The organism is Methylobacterium sp. A54F, from assembly GCF_053346035.1.
Map to the genome: position 1 here is coordinate 1 of NZ_JBKFBF010000022.1, position 17,327 is coordinate 17,327.

General features: G+C 73.0%; 20 protein-coding genes. 10 read left to right on the plus strand and 10 right to left on the minus strand.

The genetic code is table 11. The features are described 5' to 3' along the window. Positions 1-328: 328 nt before the first annotated feature. A complete protein-coding gene (locus ACLBXP_RS24005; RefSeq protein WP_447670403.1) occupies positions 329-1,744 on the plus strand; it encodes a L,D-transpeptidase family protein in 1,416 nt (471 codons plus the stop codon). A 189-nt stretch (positions 1,745-1,933) separates the two neighbouring features. Beyond that, entirely contained in the window at positions 1,934-3,451 is a 1,518-nt protein-coding gene (locus tag ACLBXP_RS24010; protein WP_447670354.1) for a DUF882 domain-containing protein, read from the plus strand. Positions 3,452-3,815: 364 nt separating this feature from the next. On the opposite strand, the gene ACLBXP_RS24015 is transcribed toward ACLBXP_RS24010, so the two are convergent. The 4 genes from ACLBXP_RS24015 to ACLBXP_RS24030 all read right to left on the minus strand — a co-directional run bounded on the left by ACLBXP_RS24015 (position 3,816) and on the right by ACLBXP_RS24030 (position 7,945). Next, positions 3,816-4,064 carry a hypothetical protein gene (locus tag ACLBXP_RS24015; protein ID WP_447670355.1) on the minus strand — a complete coding sequence of 83 codons (249 nt, stop codon included), beginning with the start codon at positions 4,062-4,064 and terminating at the stop codon, positions 3,816-3,818. Between the two features lie 236 nt (positions 4,065-4,300). Beyond that, positions 4,301-6,991, minus strand: a complete 2,691-nt coding sequence (ppdK, locus tag ACLBXP_RS24020) for a pyruvate, phosphate dikinase (protein ID WP_447670356.1) — start codon at positions 6,989-6,991, stop codon at positions 4,301-4,303. 155 nt (positions 6,992-7,146) lie between these two features. After that, positions 7,147-7,299 carry a DUF3096 domain-containing protein gene (locus tag ACLBXP_RS24025; RefSeq protein WP_447670357.1) on the minus strand — a complete coding sequence of 51 codons (153 nt, stop codon included), beginning with the start codon at positions 7,297-7,299 and terminating at the stop codon, positions 7,147-7,149. 4 nt (positions 7,300-7,303) lie between these two features. Beyond that, the gene (locus tag ACLBXP_RS24030) at positions 7,304-7,945 is read right to left on the minus strand and encodes a L,D-transpeptidase (protein ID WP_447670358.1); all 642 of its coding nucleotides are present in this window, start codon (positions 7,943-7,945) and stop codon (positions 7,304-7,306) included. Between the two features lie 209 nt (positions 7,946-8,154). On the opposite strand from ACLBXP_RS24030, the gene ACLBXP_RS24035 reads away from it, so the two are divergent. From ACLBXP_RS24035 to ACLBXP_RS24045, 3 genes are all read left to right on the plus strand, one after another. Then, on the plus strand, positions 8,155-8,598 hold the full coding sequence (locus ACLBXP_RS24035; protein WP_447670359.1) for a VOC family protein: 444 nt from the start codon (positions 8,155-8,157) through the stop codon (positions 8,596-8,598). Positions 8,599-8,671: 73 nt separating this feature from the next. Next, positions 8,672-8,938 carry a hypothetical protein gene (locus tag ACLBXP_RS24040; RefSeq protein ID WP_447670360.1) on the plus strand — a complete coding sequence of 89 codons (267 nt, stop codon included), beginning with the start codon at positions 8,672-8,674 and terminating at the stop codon, positions 8,936-8,938. 13 nt (positions 8,939-8,951) lie between these two features. Beyond that, positions 8,952-9,332: a c-type cytochrome gene (locus tag ACLBXP_RS24045; RefSeq protein WP_447670361.1), complete on the plus strand. Its 381-nt coding sequence runs from the start codon at positions 8,952-8,954 to the stop codon at positions 9,330-9,332. Positions 9,333-9,344: 12 nt separating this feature from the next. On the opposite strand, the gene ACLBXP_RS24050 is transcribed toward ACLBXP_RS24045, so the two are convergent. Then, entirely contained in the window at positions 9,345-9,788 is a 444-nt protein-coding gene (locus ACLBXP_RS24050; protein ID WP_447670362.1) for a cyclic nucleotide-binding domain-containing protein, read from the minus strand. Positions 9,789-9,951: 163 nt separating this feature from the next. Between ACLBXP_RS24050 and ACLBXP_RS24055 the strand changes: the two genes are divergently transcribed. Then, on the plus strand, positions 9,952-10,749 hold the full coding sequence (locus tag ACLBXP_RS24055; RefSeq protein ID WP_447670363.1) for an SCO family protein: 798 nt from the start codon (positions 9,952-9,954) through the stop codon (positions 10,747-10,749). Between the two features lie 6 nt (positions 10,750-10,755). Here the strand turns inward: ACLBXP_RS24055 and ACLBXP_RS24060 are convergent, their stop codons facing one another. Further along, a complete protein-coding gene (locus ACLBXP_RS24060; protein WP_447670364.1) occupies positions 10,756-10,968 on the minus strand; it encodes a hypothetical protein in 213 nt (70 codons plus the stop codon). A 182-nt stretch (positions 10,969-11,150) separates the two neighbouring features. On the opposite strand from ACLBXP_RS24060, the gene ACLBXP_RS24065 reads away from it, so the two are divergent. Continuing rightward, positions 11,151-11,339 (plus strand): con-10 family general stress protein, encoded by a 189-nt coding sequence (locus ACLBXP_RS24065; RefSeq protein ID WP_043349455.1) that lies wholly within the window; start codon positions 11,151-11,153, stop codon positions 11,337-11,339. 208 nt (positions 11,340-11,547) lie between these two features. Here the strand turns inward: ACLBXP_RS24065 and ACLBXP_RS24070 are convergent, their stop codons facing one another. Both ACLBXP_RS24070 and ACLBXP_RS24075 read right to left on the minus strand, forming a co-directional pair. Continuing rightward, a complete protein-coding gene (locus ACLBXP_RS24070; RefSeq protein WP_447670365.1) occupies positions 11,548-11,922 on the minus strand; it encodes a hypothetical protein in 375 nt (124 codons plus the stop codon). 407 nt (positions 11,923-12,329) lie between these two features. After that, positions 12,330-13,133 carry a response regulator gene (locus ACLBXP_RS24075; RefSeq protein ID WP_447670366.1) on the minus strand — a complete coding sequence of 268 codons (804 nt, stop codon included), beginning with the start codon at positions 13,131-13,133 and terminating at the stop codon, positions 12,330-12,332. A gap of 201 nt (positions 13,134-13,334) precedes the next feature. Between ACLBXP_RS24075 and ACLBXP_RS24080 the strand changes: the two genes are divergently transcribed. After that, positions 13,335-13,574 carry a NepR family anti-sigma factor gene (locus ACLBXP_RS24080; protein ID WP_447670367.1) on the plus strand — a complete coding sequence of 80 codons (240 nt, stop codon included), beginning with the start codon at positions 13,335-13,337 and terminating at the stop codon, positions 13,572-13,574. Between the two features lie 5 nt (positions 13,575-13,579). Here ACLBXP_RS24080 and ACLBXP_RS24085 read toward each other — a convergent pair whose 3' ends face one another. Continuing rightward, complete coding sequence (locus ACLBXP_RS24085) at positions 13,580-13,756, minus strand: DUF1328 domain-containing protein (RefSeq protein ID WP_447670368.1); 177 nt, start codon at positions 13,754-13,756, stop codon at positions 13,580-13,582. 734 nt (positions 13,757-14,490) lie between these two features. On the opposite strand from ACLBXP_RS24085, the gene ACLBXP_RS24090 reads away from it, so the two are divergent. Further along, positions 14,491-15,471 (plus strand): DUF2865 domain-containing protein, encoded by a 981-nt coding sequence (locus tag ACLBXP_RS24090; RefSeq protein ID WP_447670369.1) that lies wholly within the window; start codon positions 14,491-14,493, stop codon positions 15,469-15,471. Between the two features lie 91 nt (positions 15,472-15,562). Beyond that, the gene (locus ACLBXP_RS24095; RefSeq protein ID WP_447670370.1) at positions 15,563-16,486 is read left to right on the plus strand and encodes an MBL fold metallo-hydrolase; all 924 of its coding nucleotides are present in this window, start codon (positions 15,563-15,565) and stop codon (positions 16,484-16,486) included. Here the strand turns inward: ACLBXP_RS24095 and ACLBXP_RS24100 are convergent. Beyond that, positions 16,479-17,258, minus strand: coding sequence for a DUF1499 domain-containing protein (locus tag ACLBXP_RS24100; RefSeq protein ID WP_447670371.1), 780 nt, complete (start codon positions 17,256-17,258; stop codon positions 16,479-16,481). The genes ACLBXP_RS24095 and ACLBXP_RS24100 overlap by 8 nt on opposite strands. Positions 17,259-17,327: the final 69 nt, after the last annotated feature.

Below are 17,327 nucleotides of genomic sequence, written 5' to 3' on the forward strand. Positions count from 1 at the left end.
GCCTCGCGCGGGCCAACGAGCAGCCGGGCCTGTTCAACATCTTCGAGCGGCTGTTCGGCGGCCCCGCGCCGGAGCGGCGCGTACAGCCGCCGCCGCGGCCCGGGCGCTACGCGAACCTGCCGGGTGCCCGGCGCATCGCCCGGCCGCAGCCCCTCCTCCAGACGCCGCGGCTCCGGCCGCGGCGAGCCCGGACGCCGCGCGGCCCGCCCCCGCTGCCGAGGCGCCCGCCCCCGCGCCCTCCGACACCGCCCAGGGGCCGGTCCCGGCGCCCGCCCCCGAGGATCCGCAGGCCGCCGCGCTCAGCGCGCGCCTGTCCGCGCCAGCCCCGCTGCTTGCACGGCTCACCGCCAAGGAGCGCGAGGCCATCCAGGCCTTCTACGCCCTCGGTGCGTTCAAGCCGGTCTGGATCGCCGATCGCGCCTTCACCCCGGCCGCGAAGGCCGCCGCGGCGCGCCTCGCCCGGGCCGGCGAGGACGGGCTCGACCCCACCGCCTACCCGGTGCCGGTCCTCGGCGTGCTGAGCCGGCCCGACACCGACGCGGAGATCGCGGAGGCCGACCTCAAGCTCTCGGCCGCGATCGTGCTCTACGCCCGCGATGCCAGGGGCGGCCGCATCAACCTGTCCGCGATCTCGCGCCTGATCACGCCGACCCTCGACATCCCGTCCCCCGAGGCCGTGCTCGGCACGGTCGCGACGGCGGGCGCCGCGGCCGGCGACGTCCTGCAGCGCTACAACCCGCAGGAGGCCGGATACCGCGACCTCAAGGGCCGCCTCGCGACCCTGCGCGAGCGCACGCCCCAGACGGTGGCGGCCCTCGGCAGCCCGGCCGCGAAGCATGCGCCGAGCGAGAGCGAGGCGCAGCTCCTCGTCAACATGGAGCGCTGGCGCTGGCTGCCGGCGAGCCTCGGGCCCGACTACGTGATGGTCAACGTGCCGGAGTTCCGCCTGCGGGTCTTCCGCGACGGGCGCCTGAAGGACGAGACGCGGGTCATCGTCGGAAAGACGGAATCGCCCACGCCCCTGTTCTCGGGGATGATGGAATACGCGGTGGTGAACCCGTCCTGGAACGTGCCGCCCTCGATCCTCAAGAACGAGTTCCTGCCCGGGCTCGCCCGCGATCCGAACTACGCCGCGCGCCGCGGCTACGAGGTGGTCCGGCGCGGCAACAGCATCGCGGTGCGCCAGCCGCCGGGCGAGCGCAACGCGCTCGGCTTCATCAAGTTCATGTTCCCGAACAACCACGCGGTCTACCTGCACGACACCCCGAACCGGTCGCTGTTCTCGGCCTCCCACCGGGCGATGAGCCACGGCTGCGTGCGCGTGGACGATCCCTTCCGGTTCGCGGATTCGGTGCTGCCGGACGCCTGGTCGAGCGAGCGGCTGAAGAAGCTGATCGGCAAGGGCGAGCGCACCGTGCGCCTCGACCAGAAGCTGCCGGTGCACCTCGCCTACTTCACGGCCTACACGGACGATTCGGGGGCCTTCCGGACCCTGCCCGACCTCTACGGCTACGACGCCCGCATGAAGGCGGCGCTCGGGCTGCCGGGCGGGTCGGCCCTCGTCGCCAAGGCTCCGGCGGAGCCGAAGCGTCGTGCCGCCGAGATGCCCGCCCCCCGGCCGAAGCCCCGCCACGCCGCCCGACCCCACCCGCGCCGCACGGTCGGCGCGGACGAGGCCGTGGTCTACGGCGAGCCCGGGCTGTTCACGCCGGCCCCGGCGCCCGTCTCGCGCGGGTGGTGGTAGGCGGCGGGGTTCGGCGGAGGGGCCGGACATCGGCACCGGCGGAGCCTCCGCCGACGCCCGATGTGCGCTGCCGCGCTTGCGGGCACGATTTCGCCACGGTCCAGGCTTAGCCGTTAGGGAATCGGCGGGTGACCGCGCCGGGGACCCGATAACCGGATCGTCACGGTTCTCGGCAACCTTGCATTCACCATGAGGCCCGCGGCGCGGGCTCCGGCTGAGATGAGGGTTCCCGTGCGTAGGCTGCCGCGATTCCGGCCGGTGTCGGCCCCTCCCCCGACCGCCCGTCACCGCCCGCCGTTCCGCCGGTTCCTCCTCGCCCTCGCGGGCTGCGGCCTCGCCCTCGCGGCGGGCACCCGCGGCACGCAGGATGCGGTGGCCAACGGCGACACCCGCACCCTGACGATCTTCCACACCCACACCAAGGAAAGCGCGACCGTCACCTTCAAGCGCGACGGGCGCTACGACCGCGCCGCCCTCGAGCAGCTGAACTGGCTCCTGCGCGACTGGCGGGTCGACGAGCCCACCAAGATGGATCCGCGCCTGTTCGACACGGTCTGGGAGGCCTACCGCCAGATCAGATCCGGGGAGGCGATCCACGTCGTGTCGGCCTACCGCTCGCCCGGCACGAACGCGATGCTGCGGCGGCGCTCGAAGGCCGTGGCCGAGTTCAGCCAGCACATGCTCGGCAAGGCGATGGACTTCTACCTGCCGGACGTCTCGATCGACCAGATCCGGGCGGTCGGCATGCGCATGCAGCGCGGCGGCGTCGGCTGGTATCCGCGCGCCGGCTCGCCCTTCGTGCACCTCGACGTCGGCTCGGTCCGCTCCTGGCCGCGCATGACCCACGACCAGCTCGCCCGGCTGTTCCCGGACGGCCGGACCGTGCACCTGCCCTCCGACAACCACCCCCTCGCCCGCTACGAGGAGGCCCGCGCCGAGATCCTCGCCCGCGGCGGCACGGTGGCGGGCCTCACCTCCGTCGCCCAGGCCGACGAGGATGACGGGCCGAGCATCAAGAGCTTCTTCGCCAGCCTGTTCGGCGGCAACAGCGACGCGCCCGCCCCCGCGCCGGCCCGCACGAAGCCGAAGACCGTCGTGGCGGTGGCGAGCGCCGATCCCGACGCGCCGATCGGCACCGGGCAGGCGCTGGCCTACGCGGCGCCCGCCGCCACCGAGACCCTGCGCGGCGCCCTCCTGCGGCGCGACGGACGCGACGCGCAGAGCCTGCTCACCGCGCAGGCAGCGGCGACCGACGGGAAGGCAGCGCTGCCTGCCGCGGAGGCATTGCCGGCGGTGGCCGCGCCCCTGCCGCCCCGGCGCCCAGCCGAGCTGGCCGCAGTGGCGGCCGCCCTCGCCATGCCCCTTCCGCCGCCCCGGCCCGTGCAGCTCGCCGCCCTCGATCCGGTGCCCGTGCCCGTCGTGCCGACCTACGCGGCCGCGCCGGCCCCGCGCCGCGGCGGCCTGCCCGCCGAGGCGGACGAGCGGGCGCAGCTGCGCGCCCTGTTCGACGCGGTGTCGGCCGGCGAGGAGGCGGCCCCCGCGGGCCGCGCCGTTCCGGTGCGGGTGGCCCTCGCCCGACCCCGCGGCGAGGCTCCGCCGACGGCCCTCGCGGCCGAGGGGGCCGGCACGCCGGGACGCTTCACCCGGCAGGCCCCGGGCGACGCCCTGAACGCGGCGCGCTTCTCGGGCTCCGCCACGCGGCCCTGAGGGCTTGATCGACCTGCTGGCCGGCTGGGCCGTGGATTTTTCGCGCGGCCTGATCCTGAGCCTCGGGGGTGGCCTTCGTGGGAGGGCTCCAGATCCCGCGTGATCCCTGGAGGGCTCCTTCGAGGCCCCCTGCGGGGGCGCCTCAGGATGAGGTGGGAGAGTCGGAGGAACCGTCCCTCGCTCCCACCCGCGACCTCATCCTGAGGTGCGCAGCGAAGCGCAGCCTCGAAGGAGCCCTCCAGGGATCGCAGAGGTTCCCGGCACCCTCCTTCGAGAGGCCCTCAGGATGCACTCGCAATTGGAGCGTCCGGTCGAGCGGCTGCCCGACGACCGAGATCGATGCCTCTGCCCGGCTCAGGCGCGATCAGTAGGCCTTGCGGCCCTGGCTCGCCGCGAAGGCGCCGACCAGGGCGTCGAGGGGCGAGCCGGCGGAGACGATGCGCTCCGCATCCGTGCTGCTCTGGGTCGCGACCGCGAAGATCAGCAGCGCGCCGGCCGCGGCCCCGCCCAGGGCCGCGACGGCCCAGAGGTAGGCCTTCTCCACCGCCCGGGGCACCGGGACGGCAGCAGCACGCTCAGCAATGTAGAGGGGGGACGAGCCTGGATCGTTCATGGCCGGCGTTCCCGCGCGTGATCCGCCACGAATCGGACCGGAACTGCACGCGCGTCACGGCCCGCCACGTAGCACCGAACGTGCCGGCGCGACACGGGTTCCAGCGCGGCTGCGGGATTTTGCGCAGATAATTTTCCCGGATGGTGTCAGGCCCCTTAACGGGCCCCGTCGGGAGCTTGCCCGATGCTGTCGGGACTGTCCCGCGCGAGCCCGCCTGGGCCCGCGCGAGCGGGGGTTCAGCCGTCGCTGCCGGTGGTCGCGCCCAGGGCGGCCTGCGCGGCGGCGAGGCGGGCGATCGGCACCCGGTAGGGCGAGCAGGACACGTAGTCGAGTCCGACCTCCTGGCAGAAGCCGATCGAGGCGGGATCGCCCCCGTGCTCGCCGCAGATGCCGAGCTTCAGATCCTTGCGCACCGAGCGGCCGCGCTCGGCCCCGATGCGCACCAGCTCGCCCACGCCCTCCTGGTCGATCGTGACGAACGGATCGGCGGGCAGGATGCCCTTCTGGGTGTAGGCGCCGAGGAACGTCGCCGCGTCGTCGCGGGAGATGCCCAGCGCCGTCTGCGTGAGGTCGTTGGTGCCGAAGGAGAAGAACTCCGCCGACTCGGCGATCTCCTTGGCGCGCAGCGCCGCGCGGGGCAGCTCGATCATGGTGCCGACCTGGTAGCCGACCTCCGAGCCGGTCTCCTGCGAGACAGCCTTCGCCATGGCGTCGATGCGGGCCTTGACGATGTCGAACTCGGCCTTGGTGAAGACGAGGGGCACCATCACCTCGGGGGTGACCGGGCTGCCCGTGTCCTTGCCGGCCTGCACGGCGGCCTCGAAGATGGCGCGGGCCTGCATCTCGGCGATCTCCGGGAAGGCGATGGCGAGGCGGCAGCCGCGGAAGCCGAGCATCGGGTTGAACTCGGAGAGCTCCCGCATGCGGTGACGGATCTTGTCCTCCGGCACGCCCGTCGCCTTCTGCACCTCGGCGACCTCGGCGTCGGTGTGGGGCAGGAACTCGTGCAGCGGCGGGTCGAGCAGGCGGATCGTGACGGGCAGGCCGGACATGATCCGGAACAGCTCCGCGAAGTCGTCCCGCTGGTAGGGCAGGATCTTGGCGAGCGCCGCGCGGCGCCCCTCCGAATCGTCGGCGAGGATCATCTCGCGCACCGCGACGATGCGGTCGCCCTCGAAGAACATGTGCTCGGTGCGGCAGAGGCCGATGCCCTCGGCGCCGAAATTCCGGGCGGTGCGGGCGTCGGTGGGGGTGTCGGCGTTGGCGCGCACCTTCATCTGGCGGACCGCGTCGGCCCATTCCATCAGGGTCGCGAAGTCGCCGGACAGCTCCGGCTCCAGCATCTTCACCTCGCCCTGGAGGACCTGCCCCGTCGAGCCGTCGATGGTGATGCGCTCGCCCGCCTTCAGGGTGACGCCGCCGACCGTCAGCGTCTGCGCCTTGTAGTCGATGCGGATGGAGCCGACGCCGGAGACGCAGGGCTTGCCCATGCCGCGGGCCACCACCGCCGCGTGGCTCGTCATGCCGCCGCGGGTCGTGAGGATGCCCTCCGAGGCGTGCATGCCGTGGATGTCCTCGGGGCTCGTCTCGATGCGCACGAGGATGCACTTGCGCTCGGCCTTCCGGGCGGCCTCCGCATCCTCGGAGTTGAAGACGATCTCGCCGGTCGCCGCGCCCGGCGAGGCCGGCAGGCCCGAGGCGATGACCTTGCGCTCGGCCTTCGGGTCGATGGTCGGGTGGAGGAGCTGGTCGAGGGCGCCGGGCTCGACGCGCTTGATCGCCTCCTCGTGGCTGATCAGGCCCTCGGCGGCGAGGTCGACGGCGATGCGCAGGGCGGCCTTGGCGGTGCGCTTGCCGTTGCGGGTCTGGAGCATCCAGAGCTTCCCGCTCTCGATGGTGAACTCCATGTCCTGCATGTCGCGGTAGTGGTTCTCGAGGATCCCGTAGATCCGGGTCAGCTCCGAGAAGCTCTCGGGCATCGCCCGCTCCATCGAGGGCTTGTCGGACTTCGCCTCGATGCGGGCCTTCTCGGTGATGTCCTGGGGCGTGCGGATGCCCGCCACCACGTCCTCGCCCTGGGCGTTGATCAGGAACTCGCCGTAGAGGGCCTTCTCGCCGGTCGACGGGTTGCGGGTGAAGGCGACGCCGGTGGCCGAGGTGTCACCCATGTTGCCGAACACCATCGCCTGCACGTTGACGGCGGTGCCCCAGCTCTCCGGGATCTGGTTCAGCTCGCGGTACTTCTTGGCGCGCGGGATCATCCAGGAATCGAACACCGCACCGATGGCGCCCCAGAGCTGGTCCTCGGCACCCTGCGGAAAGTCCGAGCCGTGCTCCTTGCGCACGATCTCCTTGTACTTGCCGACGAGGTGCTTCCAGTCCTCGGCCTTCAGCTCGGTGTCGAGGTTGAGGCCCTTCTGCTCCTTGTAGTGCTCCAGCGCCTCCTCGAAGGCGTGGTGCTCCACGCCGAGCACCACGTTCGAGTACATGGTGATGAAGCGGCGGTAGGAATCGTAGGCGAAGCGCGGGTCGCCGGCGCCCTCGGCCAGGGCCTCGACGGTCTCGTCGTTGAGGCCGAGGTTCAGCACCGTGTCCATCATCCCCGGCATCGAGGCGCGGGCGCCCGAGCGCACCGAGACGAGCAGCGGGTTGCGGGCGTCGCCGAAGGCCTTGCCGGTCAGGCTGCCGACCCCCGCGAGGGCCTGGGCGACCTGGTCCTTCAGCTCCGGCGGGTACTGCTTGTCGTGCGCGTAGTAGTAGGTGCAGACTTCGGTGGTGATGGTGAAGCCCGGCGGCACCGGCAGGGCGAGGTTCGACATCTCGGCGAGGTTCGCGCCCTTGCCGCCGAGCAGGTTGCGCATCTGGGACTTGCCCTCGGCTTTGCCGTCGCCGAAGGCGTAGACCCACTTCGTGCCGTCGCTCGCCATGTCGATTCGTCCGCTCCGCTGTGAGACAGCCTCGGGCCCCCGGGCGGCGGGTTGGACCATCCCGTGCCGCAATGCAAGATGAACGGCCGAGCCGTCCGAGGGGGCGACCGTGACGGTTGCGACGCGCTGTCAGGCCCGGGGCGGGGCGCCTGCGGTCAAGATAGAGCGCGGAAGACGCCGAGGCCAATCAGGCCGATCAGAATCAGGTAGCCGGCGACGAGGTAGTGCGTGAGCTGCGGCCGCAGCAGGATCAGCACCCCGGCCGCGATGGCGAGGATGGGCTGCAGCTTGGCGATCGTGATGGTCACGGCCTCAGGCCCGGTACCGGCCGTTGCGCTTCACCAGCACGGTCGCACCCACCGGCACCCGCTCGTAGAGGTCGACGATGTCCTCGTTGAGCATACGGATGCAGCCCGACGACATCTGCTCGCCGATGCTCCAGGGCTCGTTGGTGCCGTGGATGCGGAACAGGATGTCCCGGTTGCCCTGGTAGAGGTAGAGGGCGCGGGCCCCGAGGGGGTTGTCGAGGCCGCCCTTGCGGGTGCGGGGCAGGTCCGGGTTGAGCGACACCATGGTGGTGGTGGGGCTCCAGTCCGGCCAGACGCCCTTGCGGCCGACCCGGGCCTCGCCCTTCCAGGAGAAGCCGAGCTTGCCCACGCCGACGCCGTACTGGCGCGCCGTGCCGTCCTCCTGCACCAGGGCGAGCTGGCGCCGGTCGATGTCGACCACGATGGTGCCGGGCCGCTCGGCGCCGGTGTAGCGCACCACCTGCCGGCGATACTTCGGGTCGAGGCGGGAGGTGTCCACCAGGGGCACGTCGTAGGGCTTGTCGGGCTGCGTGCCGATGTACCAGGCGGATTCGTCGTCGGCCGCGAGCTGCATCGGTCCGCGCTGCTGGCAAGCGGCGACGGGGGCGATCAGCAGGGCGGCGAGGAGGATCCGGCGGGTGTGCATGGCTGCACCTTCTGTTGGGCCTCTGGGTCTCGCCCCTGACTAACCCCTCCCCGCTCCCGGCGATGTGACTTTTGCGCCTCATCGCGGGGTGAAGCCCGTGCCCTAATTATGGCGGTGCCCGGCGCGGGCCGCGCGCCGCTCCGAGAGATCCCCGAGAGATCCCCGAGCGATCCCGGAGTGATCCCCCGAGGAAGCCCCGAGGAATCCCCATGGCCGACACGCAGGTTCTCGGCGCCGAGGCGCTCGCCCCCCTGGAGCCGGCGCTCCGCCCGGCGATCCACCTCGACCACTGCGTGATCCACGTCTCGGACTGGGAGCGGTCCACAGCCTTCTACCGGGACGTGCTCGGGGCCGAGGCGATTCCCGTGGGTCGCGGCTTCGCCTACCGGTTCGGCGGCGTGCAGCTCAACGTCCACGGGCCCGGCCAAATCGGAGAGCCCGTCGCGGCGAAGCCCGTGATGCCGGGCGGCAGCGACCTGTGCTTCCGCTGGTCCGGCACGATCGAGGAGGCGATGACCCACCTGGCGCTGCACGGCGTGGCGGTCGAGCGCGGGCCCGTCGAGCGCAACGGCGCTGCGGGGCCCGGCGTCAGCGTCTACTTCCGCGATCCGGACGGCTCGCTGATGGAGTTCATCACCTATCCGCCCGCCTGAGGCCGCGCTCGCGCGGGGTGCAACCACCTCGGCCCGGCCGCCGTTGTCTCCCGTCGAGATCCGGGAGGCGATGATGACAAGCTGGATGCTGGCCGCGCTCCTTGCCGCGCTTCTCGCCGCGGGCACGGCCCTGGGCACGGCGCCCGCGCAGGCCCGCAGCGGCGGCAGCTCCGGCGAGGGCGACGGCTGGCTGCGCCAGGAGCTGCAGAATCCCGGCTACGTCGAGCCCAGCCCCTACGCCTACCGCGACGGCTATCGCCCGAACGACCGCGGCGCCGAATACGAGGCCTACCGGCGCGGCTACCCGGCCTACGGGCCCTGGGGCTGGAAGTACCGCTGAGCGGCCCGCCGCGATGCGGCTCCGGCCTCCCGCTGCCGCGCTCCTCGTCGCCGCGCTCTGCACCGGCAAGGCGGCGGCCGGCCCGTTCACGGAGGGGCAGGCGGAGCGCGGGGCGGTGGTGTTTAACGATTACTGCGCCGAGTGCCATCGCCCGGACCTCACCGGCGCCCTCGGGCCGGCGCTCGTCGGCGCGCCCTTCCGGGCGCGCTGGGGCGGACGCCCGGTCTCGGACCTGCGGGACTGGATCCGGGCGAACATGCCGCCCAACGCGCCGGACACGCTGCCGGACGCGCAGCTCGACCCGATCACCGCCTGGATCCTGCGGGAGAACGGCGAGCGGCCGGGCAGCCGGCCCCTCGGCAGCGGCACGGCCGGCGCGCCGTTTCCCCGGTGAGCGCCGCCGGCCCTAGCCGCGGCTCTGGGCGAGCGCCTGGTTCGTCTGCTCGAGGCGCAGCGCCAGCTCGCGCATCAGGGCGATGCTGATCTGCGGGAACTGCGCCAGCAGCTCCAGGAACACGCCCCGATCGATCCGCAGGGCCGTGGCGGCGGTCTCGGCCGTGATGGTCGCCGAGCGCGGCTGGTCGGCCAGGATGCCCATCTCCCCGACCAGGGCGTTCGCGGACAGGAGCGCCAGACGGAACGGGCCGTGCGGACCGTCGATGGTGACGGCCGCGGAGCCTTCGAGGATCAGGTAGGCGGCGTCGGCCACGTCGCCCTGCGCGAAGAAGCGCTGGCCCGGCTCGAAGTGCACCCGCTCGCTCGTGAACGCGAGGAGCTTGAGGCGCGACGGCTCGACCTCGCGGAAGAGCGGAACCTGCTTCAGGGACGAGACCTCGGTGTCGAGGGTCATGAACGGTCTCCGGGGGCCGGGCGGGTCGTCCGGCCAGGATGATCGCCGATGTGCGAACCGGGCCATCCATGCGGGTCCGGTGCCGCTTGTCCAGTCCCGCCGGTTCCGCACCCGTCCGCGGCCCACCCTGGGCGGCGCGGGGCGCGAACGCCAGGTATGGGCGATGCCGGCCGCCCCGCGCCTCCTCCTGACCTGCCTGTCGGCCTGCCTGATCGCCGCCGCCGCGAGCCCCGCCGCAGCCCGCCTCACGCAGGCCGAACTCGCCCGCGTCGCCGTCGCCCCAGGCCCGGACGCGCGGGTGCCCGCCGGCCTCGCCTTCACGGACGCCGCGACGGGGCGCCGGACGACCTTCGCGGACGCGGCCGCCGGTCGGCCGACCCTGCTCCTGCCCGTGGACTACACCTGCGGCAACGTCTGCGACCCGATGCTCGCGATGTCGGGCGCGGCAATCGAGGCGACCGGGCTCGACCCGGCGCGCGAGGTGGCCCTCGTCCTCGTCGGCCTGGACCCGAAGGACGACGCGCCGGCTGCCCGCCGCATGGTCTCCGAGGAGCTCGGCGCCCCGGCGCTCGCCCGGCACGTCCCCGCGCTGATCGGCGACGCCGAGGCCGTCGGCCGGCTGACAGCCGCGCTCGGCTACGGCTTCGTCTACGATCCCGGCACGGACAGCTACGCGCATCCGGCTGCCGCCCTGCTGCTGACGCCGGACGGCCGGGTGGCCCGGGTCCTGTCGCCCCTCGCGCTCAACGGGCGCGACCTGCGGCTCGCGGTGGTGGAGGCGAGCGAGGGCCGCACCGGCACCCTCGGGGACCGCCTCGCCCTGCTGTGCTACGGCTTCGATGCGGCGCGCGGGGTCTACACACCCCTCGTCCGCCGCATCCTCAGCGTGGCCGCCGCCGCGACGATCGTGGCCATCGCCCTCGGGATCCTGCTCCTCAACCGCCGCGCGCGGCGCGCCTGAGGCGCCTCAGCTGCGATCGGTGGCGAGGCCGGGATGGTCGGGCGTCGGAGCTTCGCGCTTGAGGCTGGCGTTCGGCTGCGGCGAATCGACCGGCTCCTCGCGGATCGTCGGCGTGCGGCTGTCCTCGGCGGCGGGCATGGGCGGCAGCGGCCGGTCGTTCGGCTGCGGCGCCGCCGCGCCGGCTGCTGCCGCGCCCTTCGCCATCTCCCGGTTCGTCATCGTCAATTCCCCTGCGGATTCATCGCGAACGGTTCGGGCCGAGCCCCGTCCGGGGACGCCGTGCCGGGCCAACGCCTAGCCATCGAGGCGGTTGCGGCGTAGCTTTAGCGCAACGGTCAAGAGGAACCTTCGTGAATTGGTGAAGGTTGTTTCCTGTGTGAGCAAAAGGTGAGGAGGCCCTGATGGCATCTGGAAATTCGACCTCCAAGCGAGGTTTTGCGTCGATGAACCTGGAGCGGCAGCGCGAGATCGCCAGCAAGGGCGGCCGCAGCGTTCCGGCCGAGAAGCGCTCGTTCTCGCAGGATCGCGAGCTGGCATCGTCGGCGGGCCGCAAGGGCGGCCAGTCCACCGGCACCGGCCGCGCAGAGTAAGTATCGCGCGACGGACCGTCCGCCCTCACGGCGCGGACGTCTCAGGGGCCCTCCGGGAAACCGGAGGGCCCCTTTTGCTTGGGATGGCGCGTGGGGGCGCTGATCGGCGCGGGCGCTCGAACCGTCGCGTGGATCCGGCAGCACGCGAAGACGCGGAAGCCCGGCTTCCGCGTCCGATCCGTTTGGAAATGTCCGAAGTACGGTCCGCTCAGGCGATGCAGCGGCCGGGCGTCATGCGACGGGCCTCCGGGCCGGCGAGCGAGCTCACGGCGGCCTCGCAGCCCTCCCGCACCGTCCGGCGCGGCTTCATCTGCGCCTTGTCGGTCGGTTCGGCGGCGGGCGCGCGGGTGGCGGCCGGAGCCGGGCGGTCGACGCGGGGCGCCGTGGCGACCCGGACGGGGCTCAGCGCCAGCGAGGCCGGGCGCATGCCGGGCAGCGGCGCCGCTTCGACGACCGCGGCGGGCCTCTCGATCGCTGTCGCCGGCGACCAGTGGTCCGCCGTCTGCTGCACCATCGGATGAATCAGGATCGTCAAGATCGCCGCCGGACCGCTCATGCCGAGGATGAAGCCGGAGCGAAACATCGTCGTGGTCTCCGATGGGAGCTTGACAGGATGACGGTGTAACGCGTTCCGGCGAACAACGGTTCCTTAACTGCTGAGCTTTTGTGAAGTTGAGTATTCGCCCGGTCGGACAGGCCGGTTCGGAGCGGGCGCGGCGCCTGTCCACAGCCGTCCAGCGTGGCGTTTCGGCAACGTTCGCCAAAAAAGCGGTGCGCCTCGGAACTCGCCGGGCCGCGCGTCGTTACCTGTGCACCCGGCCACCTGGTCCTCCCCGCATTCCCCTTGTGCATCGGCCGGAACCTTTCGAACGGGTCGGATCCCTTCCGGCCCGTTTTTTCTTGCGTCCTCTCCGCTCGACGCCGCGCAGCAAAAAGCCCCGGCGGTATGCCGCCGGGGCCTCGGGTCGTGCCGGACGGGTGGCGCCTCGGTCAGGCCGGCTTGGCCTCGCGGCGGCGGGCGGTCTGCTGGAAGAACAGCGCCTGGCTGATCACCGCCGAGACGTTGGCGGGCTGGAAGGGCTTCGCGATCAGGAAGGCGGGCTCCGGGCGCTCGCCGGTGAGGAAGCGCTCCGGATAGGCGGTGATAAAGATCACCGGAACTTCGAAGGTCTTCAGGAGGTCGTTCACCGCATCCAGGCCCGAGGAGCCGTCGGCGAGCTGGATGTCGGCCAGGATCAGCCCCGGGCGCTTGCCATCGGAGGCGATCTTCACCGCCTCGGTGCGGGTGCGCGCGACGCCGATCACGTTGTGGCCGAGGCCCTCGACCAGGGCCTCGAGGTCCATTGCGATCAGGGGCTCGTCCTCGATGATGAGGATGTCGGTGGCCATGTCGGCGGCGAGCTCGCGGCCCGCCTCGTCCACGAGGTCGCGCACCTCGCCGACATCGACGTCGAGGATGATGGCCGCGTCCTCCTCCGAGAAGCCTTCGAGGCAGGAGAGCAGAAAGGCCTGGCGGGGCAGCGGGGTGATCTGGCCGAGGCGCACCTCCGCGGGGAGGTCGTGCTGCACCTGCTCGCCGCGCCCGTTGACCGAGAGCGAGTTCCAGATGCGGGTGAACACGCGGAACAGGTCTGCCTTGACGTTGGAGCTGCGGCCGAGCGTCTCGGGCTCGTTCACCAGCGTCTCGAGGGTCGCCGCCACGTAGGCGTCACCGGCCACCTGGCTTCCGGTGAGCGCGCGGGCGTAGCGGCGCAGGTACGGCAGGTGCTGCACCACGAGTTGAGATGTCGACATGAGGTCCCCTGGGCCTTCGCATTCTTCTCAGTGACTTCCGCCCCAACGCGGATCGTCCGACTCCGTTCCGGCTCGGCCGCGGGCGGAGCGGAACCGATCCGGCAGTCCGGCGTTGCTGGGGCAGCCATGACGTATGTCGAGCCGCAAAACAATCGCGGACGCGGCGCCTACGGCGCCGAAGGATGTTCGGGGGACGTGTTGATGACGGATGACGGGAAGGCCGGCAACCTCGGAAACGAGGTGCAGGGCCTTGCAGCGCGTGAGAGTGGACGGGGCAGCGGGGCCGGTCGCAAGGGCGGCGGCGCCCGCGGGCTCAACGAGCAGACGCAGCGGCGGCTCGGCCTCCACCTTCGCACCATGTACGACGCGGTGGTCCAGCAGCCGGTCCCGGACCGTTTCCGGGACCTGATCGCCCGGCTCGACGCCGAGCCGAAGGGCTGAGCGCCCTAGAGCGTGGGCGAGCGCCCGCGCATCAGGCCGAGCACGGCCGAGATGGCGAACAGCACGATCGCGACGAAGAAGACGAGCTTGATCGCCTCCGTGGCGGTGCCCCAGACGCCGCCGAAGCCGAGCAGACCGGCGATGAGGGCCACCACGAGGAATGTCACGGCCCAGCCGAGCATTGCTGTGTTCCTTGGTGCTGCGCCGGCCGAGACTGGCCACGCGTTTCGTACACTGGTAACGTCAAGGTTTGACGCGAGTTCCTGGGGCGACGCAGGGCGCGCGATCGAAGGTTGTGGACGGAGCGGGGAGATCGAATGCGACCGTTCGCCCCTCAGCGCTCGCAACCGGGCACCGGGCTCCCCACATCGGGATCGAGGCCGGAACAGACCCGGTGGAACCGGCGTTCGTTAGCTGCCCCGTACCCGAGAGACCCGCCCCCTACAGGGACCCGCCACAGAAGCCCGTCGAGAGCCCCGCGATGAGAACAGCCGCTTCTATCGTCAACCGCATCACCGAAGCCGCCCGCGCGGCCGCCGGCCGCGTGGCGGAGGCTCTGTTTCCCCAACCGGAGCCCCGGCTCGTCCCCGTACGGGTCCGGCGCCATCCGCCCGGTTCCTCGCGCTGAGCAGCCGCGCCGACGCTTCACGCCCTGCAAGCCGCCTCCGGGCGGCTTTTTGCTGACTGGAGTCCGGGCGCGATACCCGGCGTCCTCCCTAAGACTAGCGGCGTACAGGGCGAGCATCCCCGAGGCGATAGAGGCCGATTTAGACGGTTCGATCCGTTGTCTCCCGCAATTGTCGCGAGCCAACCTGGCGTCGTATCCCTCTCTCGACGTACTGACCCGGGCGACGCGCCTTCCGGGTGGCCGGGGCCCTGCCCGCCACCGCGCGTCCCGGGGCCTCCGGGGGACCTCATGGCACGCGGCGACGGCGTACGGCGCTTCCTGGCCTCCGGCGGGACGCGCCGGCAGATGATCGGCACGGCGCTGGCCGGCCTGATCCTCGGGCTCGGCTGCGTGGTGGTCGGCACGAGCCTCGCGCGGGCCAACGAGCAGCCGGGCCTGTTCAACATCTTCGAGCGGCTGTTCGGCGGCCCCGCGCCGGAGCGGCGCGTACAGCCGCCGCCGCGGCCCGGGCGCTACGCGAACCTGCCGGATGCCCGGCGCATCGCCCGGCCGCAGCCCCTCCTCCAGACGCCGCGGCACGCCTTCGACCTGCGGGACGCGCGCAGCCGCAAGCGCCAGCGGCGCCGGGCGGTGGCGAGCCTCCCCCCGATGGCGGTGGCGCAGGGCCCCAGCACCGTCTGCGTGCGGACCTGCGACGGCTACCTCTTCCCCCTCGGCCGCCTCGCCTCGCGCAACGACCTGCCCGTCCACGAGGCCGCCTGCGCCGCCGCCTGCCCGGGCGCCGCGACGAACCTCTACACCCTCGGCGCGAACGACGCGGAGCTCGACAGCGCCGTCAGCCTGAAGGGCCAGCCCTACCGCGCCTCCGCCTTCGCCAACGTCTACCGCACGCGCCGGGTGGCGTCGTGCTCCTGCCAGGCCGCGCCCGGCACCGCGCCGGTGACCCTCGCGGAGGACCCGACGATCCGCCCGGGCGACGTGGTGACCACGCGGGACAGCGCCCGGATCGTGACGCGGGTGCGGGCCGGCAGCGTCGCGACCGAGGATTTCCGCCACGCCCGCGGCGTCGCGCGAGCCCGGATCCGCGCGATCGAGGCCCGGGTCGGCGCCCTGCGGCGCGAGGAGGACGCCCGCACCTTCCGGCGCGCCCTGCGCCTCGCCGAGGGCGCCGGCATCGTCCGGGTGGCGGCGGCCGGCCCCGGCTTCCAGCCCGTGGCCGCGGGCAACGGCGGCGTGCGCGTCGTCTCCCCCTCCCCCTACCTGCGCTGAGGCGCCGGAGCGGTCCCGATCCGCGTTGTCCCCAGCAGCCCGATGTCGTAGGGCGGCGCCGCGGCCGGCGGGGCCGCGCGGGAGCGGACGGATGAGCGACAGCAGCGGGCCGGCCTTCGACGCCGCCCTTCCGCCCGCGGGCCGCTTCGAGACGCTCACGCCCCTGGTCCGCCGGCGCATCGCGCCGAACGGCAGCCCCTTCACGGCGAGCGGCACCTGCACCTACGTGGTGGGCCACGGCCGCGTCGCGGTAATCGACCCCGGGCCCGAGGACGCCGCGCACGTCGACGCCCTCCTGGCCGATCTCGGGTCCGAGACGGTCGAGGCCATCGTCGTCACCCACACCCACCGCGACCACTCGCCCGGCGCCCGCCTGCTCAAGGCGCGCACCGGCGCGCCGATCGTCGGCTGCGGTCCCCACTGGGGGGCCCGGGCGCTCGCCGCCGGGGAGCTGCCGGCCCTCGACGCCAGCGTCGACCGGGACCACGCGCCGGACCGGGTGCTCGCCGAGGGCGCGACGCTGACCGGGGACGGCTGGAGCCTCGCGGCCGTCGAGACCCCGGGCCACACCATGAACCACCTGGCCTTCGCGCTTCCGGAGGAGAACGCCCTGTTCTCGGGCGACCACGTGATGGCCTGGTCGACGAGCATCGTCGCCCCGCCGGACGGCTCGATGCGGGCCTACATGGAGTCCCTCGACAAGCTGCGCGAGCGTCCCGAGACGGTGTACTGGCCGGGCCACGGCGGCCCGGTGCGGGACCCCCGCCGCTTCGTGCGCGGCCTCGCGGCGCATCGCCGCCAGCGCGAGGCCGCGATCCGCGCGCGGGTGCTCGCGGGCGATTCCGACATCCGCGCCATCGTGGCCGCGATCTACCAGGGGCTCGCGCCGCGCCTGATGGGGGCGGCCGCCCTCTCGGTCTTCGCCCACCTCGAGGACCTCGCCGAGCGCGGCCTCGTGGCGACCGACGGGCCGCCCCGGCTCGACGGCGCCTTCCGGCCGACGGACGCTACTTGAGGGCGATGGCGAGGTTGGCGACCTCGTCGAGGTAGGCGCGGATCCGGTCGGCGTTGCCCCCGAAGTCGCGGCTGCCGCGGCGGGAGGCGGAGCGCACGTCGATGCGCGCGCCGTCCGCGCGGGGATGGACCCGCACGGTGATGTCGTCGGGCAGGTTGAGGACGAGGCTGCGCGCCACCGCCTCGATCCGGCCGTTGCCGATCCGGCCGCCGGGCCGGATCGCCTCGACGATCTGCCACTTGCGATTGACCGCCGCCTTGCGGGCCAGCTCGAAGGCCTCCTCCGCATCGACGTCGAGGGTCAGGGGCGCGATCTGCGGGTAGGCCGCGCGCTGGCGCTCCCGGGCCTCCGTGCCGGGGTCCGGCGGGTAGCGCCCCTCCCGTGCCGCGAAGGCGACCCGCGAGCGCGAGAAGGCCGGCGGGTTCTCGGTGTCGGTGCTCACGTCCGCGATGGCCGGGAGGCGGACGCCGCGCAGGGCCGCGTAGGCTGGGTAGGCGAGGACCACGACGGCGAGGAACAGGCCGCCGATCGCCGCGCCGAGGCCGCGCGCGCCCTCCCGCCAGACCCGCACGAAGGCGAACAGCGCGAAGGCGATGGCGAGGGCCGCGATGACGAGGCCGGAGCCTAGCGTGGCGAGGGCGGCGCCGGCATCGGCCCGCGGGTCCCGCACCAGCAGGACCGCGATCCCGGTGACGAGGGCCGCGAACAGGGCGACGCGCCGGGACAGGATGCCGGCGCGGGTGACGGGTTCCTCGATGAGCAGTCGGCGCATGGACCGGGTTCGATGGTCGCCCGCTCGGATCCCGGGCGCGGACGCAAGCTTTACCGTCCGCGGCGCGCC

Coding starts and splice junctions, on each gene's coding strand:
- ACLBXP_RS24010 (WP_447670354.1), top strand. CDS start 1,934: ATGAGGCCCGCGGCGCGGGCTCCGGCTGAGATGAGGGTTCCCGTGCGT.
- ACLBXP_RS24015 (WP_447670355.1), bottom strand. CDS start 4,064: ATGAACGATCCAGGCTCGTCCCCCCTCTACATTGCTGAGCGTGCTGCT.
- ppdK (WP_447670356.1), bottom strand. CDS start 6,991: ATGGCGAGCGACGGCACGAAGTGGGTCTACGCCTTCGGCGACGGCAAA.
- ACLBXP_RS24030 (WP_447670358.1), bottom strand. CDS start 7,945: ATGCACACCCGCCGGATCCTCCTCGCCGCCCTGCTGATCGCCCCCGTC.
- ACLBXP_RS24035 (WP_447670359.1), top strand. CDS start 8,155: ATGGCCGACACGCAGGTTCTCGGCGCCGAGGCGCTCGCCCCCCTGGAG.
- ACLBXP_RS24040 (WP_447670360.1), top strand. CDS start 8,672: ATGACAAGCTGGATGCTGGCCGCGCTCCTTGCCGCGCTTCTCGCCGCG.
- ACLBXP_RS24045 (WP_447670361.1), top strand. CDS start 8,952: ATGCGGCTCCGGCCTCCCGCTGCCGCGCTCCTCGTCGCCGCGCTCTGC.
- ACLBXP_RS24050 (WP_447670362.1), bottom strand. CDS start 9,788: ATGACCCTCGACACCGAGGTCTCGTCCCTGAAGCAGGTTCCGCTCTTC.
- ACLBXP_RS24055 (WP_447670363.1), top strand. CDS start 9,952: ATGCCGGCCGCCCCGCGCCTCCTCCTGACCTGCCTGTCGGCCTGCCTG.
- ACLBXP_RS24060 (WP_447670364.1), bottom strand. CDS start 10,968: ATGACGAACCGGGAGATGGCGAAGGGCGCGGCAGCAGCCGGCGCGGCG.
- ACLBXP_RS24065 (WP_043349455.1), top strand. CDS start 11,151: ATGGCATCTGGAAATTCGACCTCCAAGCGAGGTTTTGCGTCGATGAAC.
- ACLBXP_RS24070 (WP_447670365.1), bottom strand. CDS start 11,922: ATGTTTCGCTCCGGCTTCATCCTCGGCATGAGCGGTCCGGCGGCGATC.
- ACLBXP_RS24075 (WP_447670366.1), bottom strand. CDS start 13,133: ATGTCGACATCTCAACTCGTGGTGCAGCACCTGCCGTACCTGCGCCGC.
- ACLBXP_RS24080 (WP_447670367.1), top strand. CDS start 13,335: ATGACGGATGACGGGAAGGCCGGCAACCTCGGAAACGAGGTGCAGGGC.
- ACLBXP_RS24085 (WP_447670368.1), bottom strand. CDS start 13,756: ATGCTCGGCTGGGCCGTGACATTCCTCGTGGTGGCCCTCATCGCCGGT.
- ACLBXP_RS24090 (WP_447670369.1), top strand. CDS start 14,491: ATGGCACGCGGCGACGGCGTACGGCGCTTCCTGGCCTCCGGCGGGACG.
- ACLBXP_RS24095 (WP_447670370.1), top strand. CDS start 15,563: ATGAGCGACAGCAGCGGGCCGGCCTTCGACGCCGCCCTTCCGCCCGCG.
- ACLBXP_RS24100 (WP_447670371.1), bottom strand. CDS start 17,258: ATGCGCCGACTGCTCATCGAGGAACCCGTCACCCGCGCCGGCATCCTG.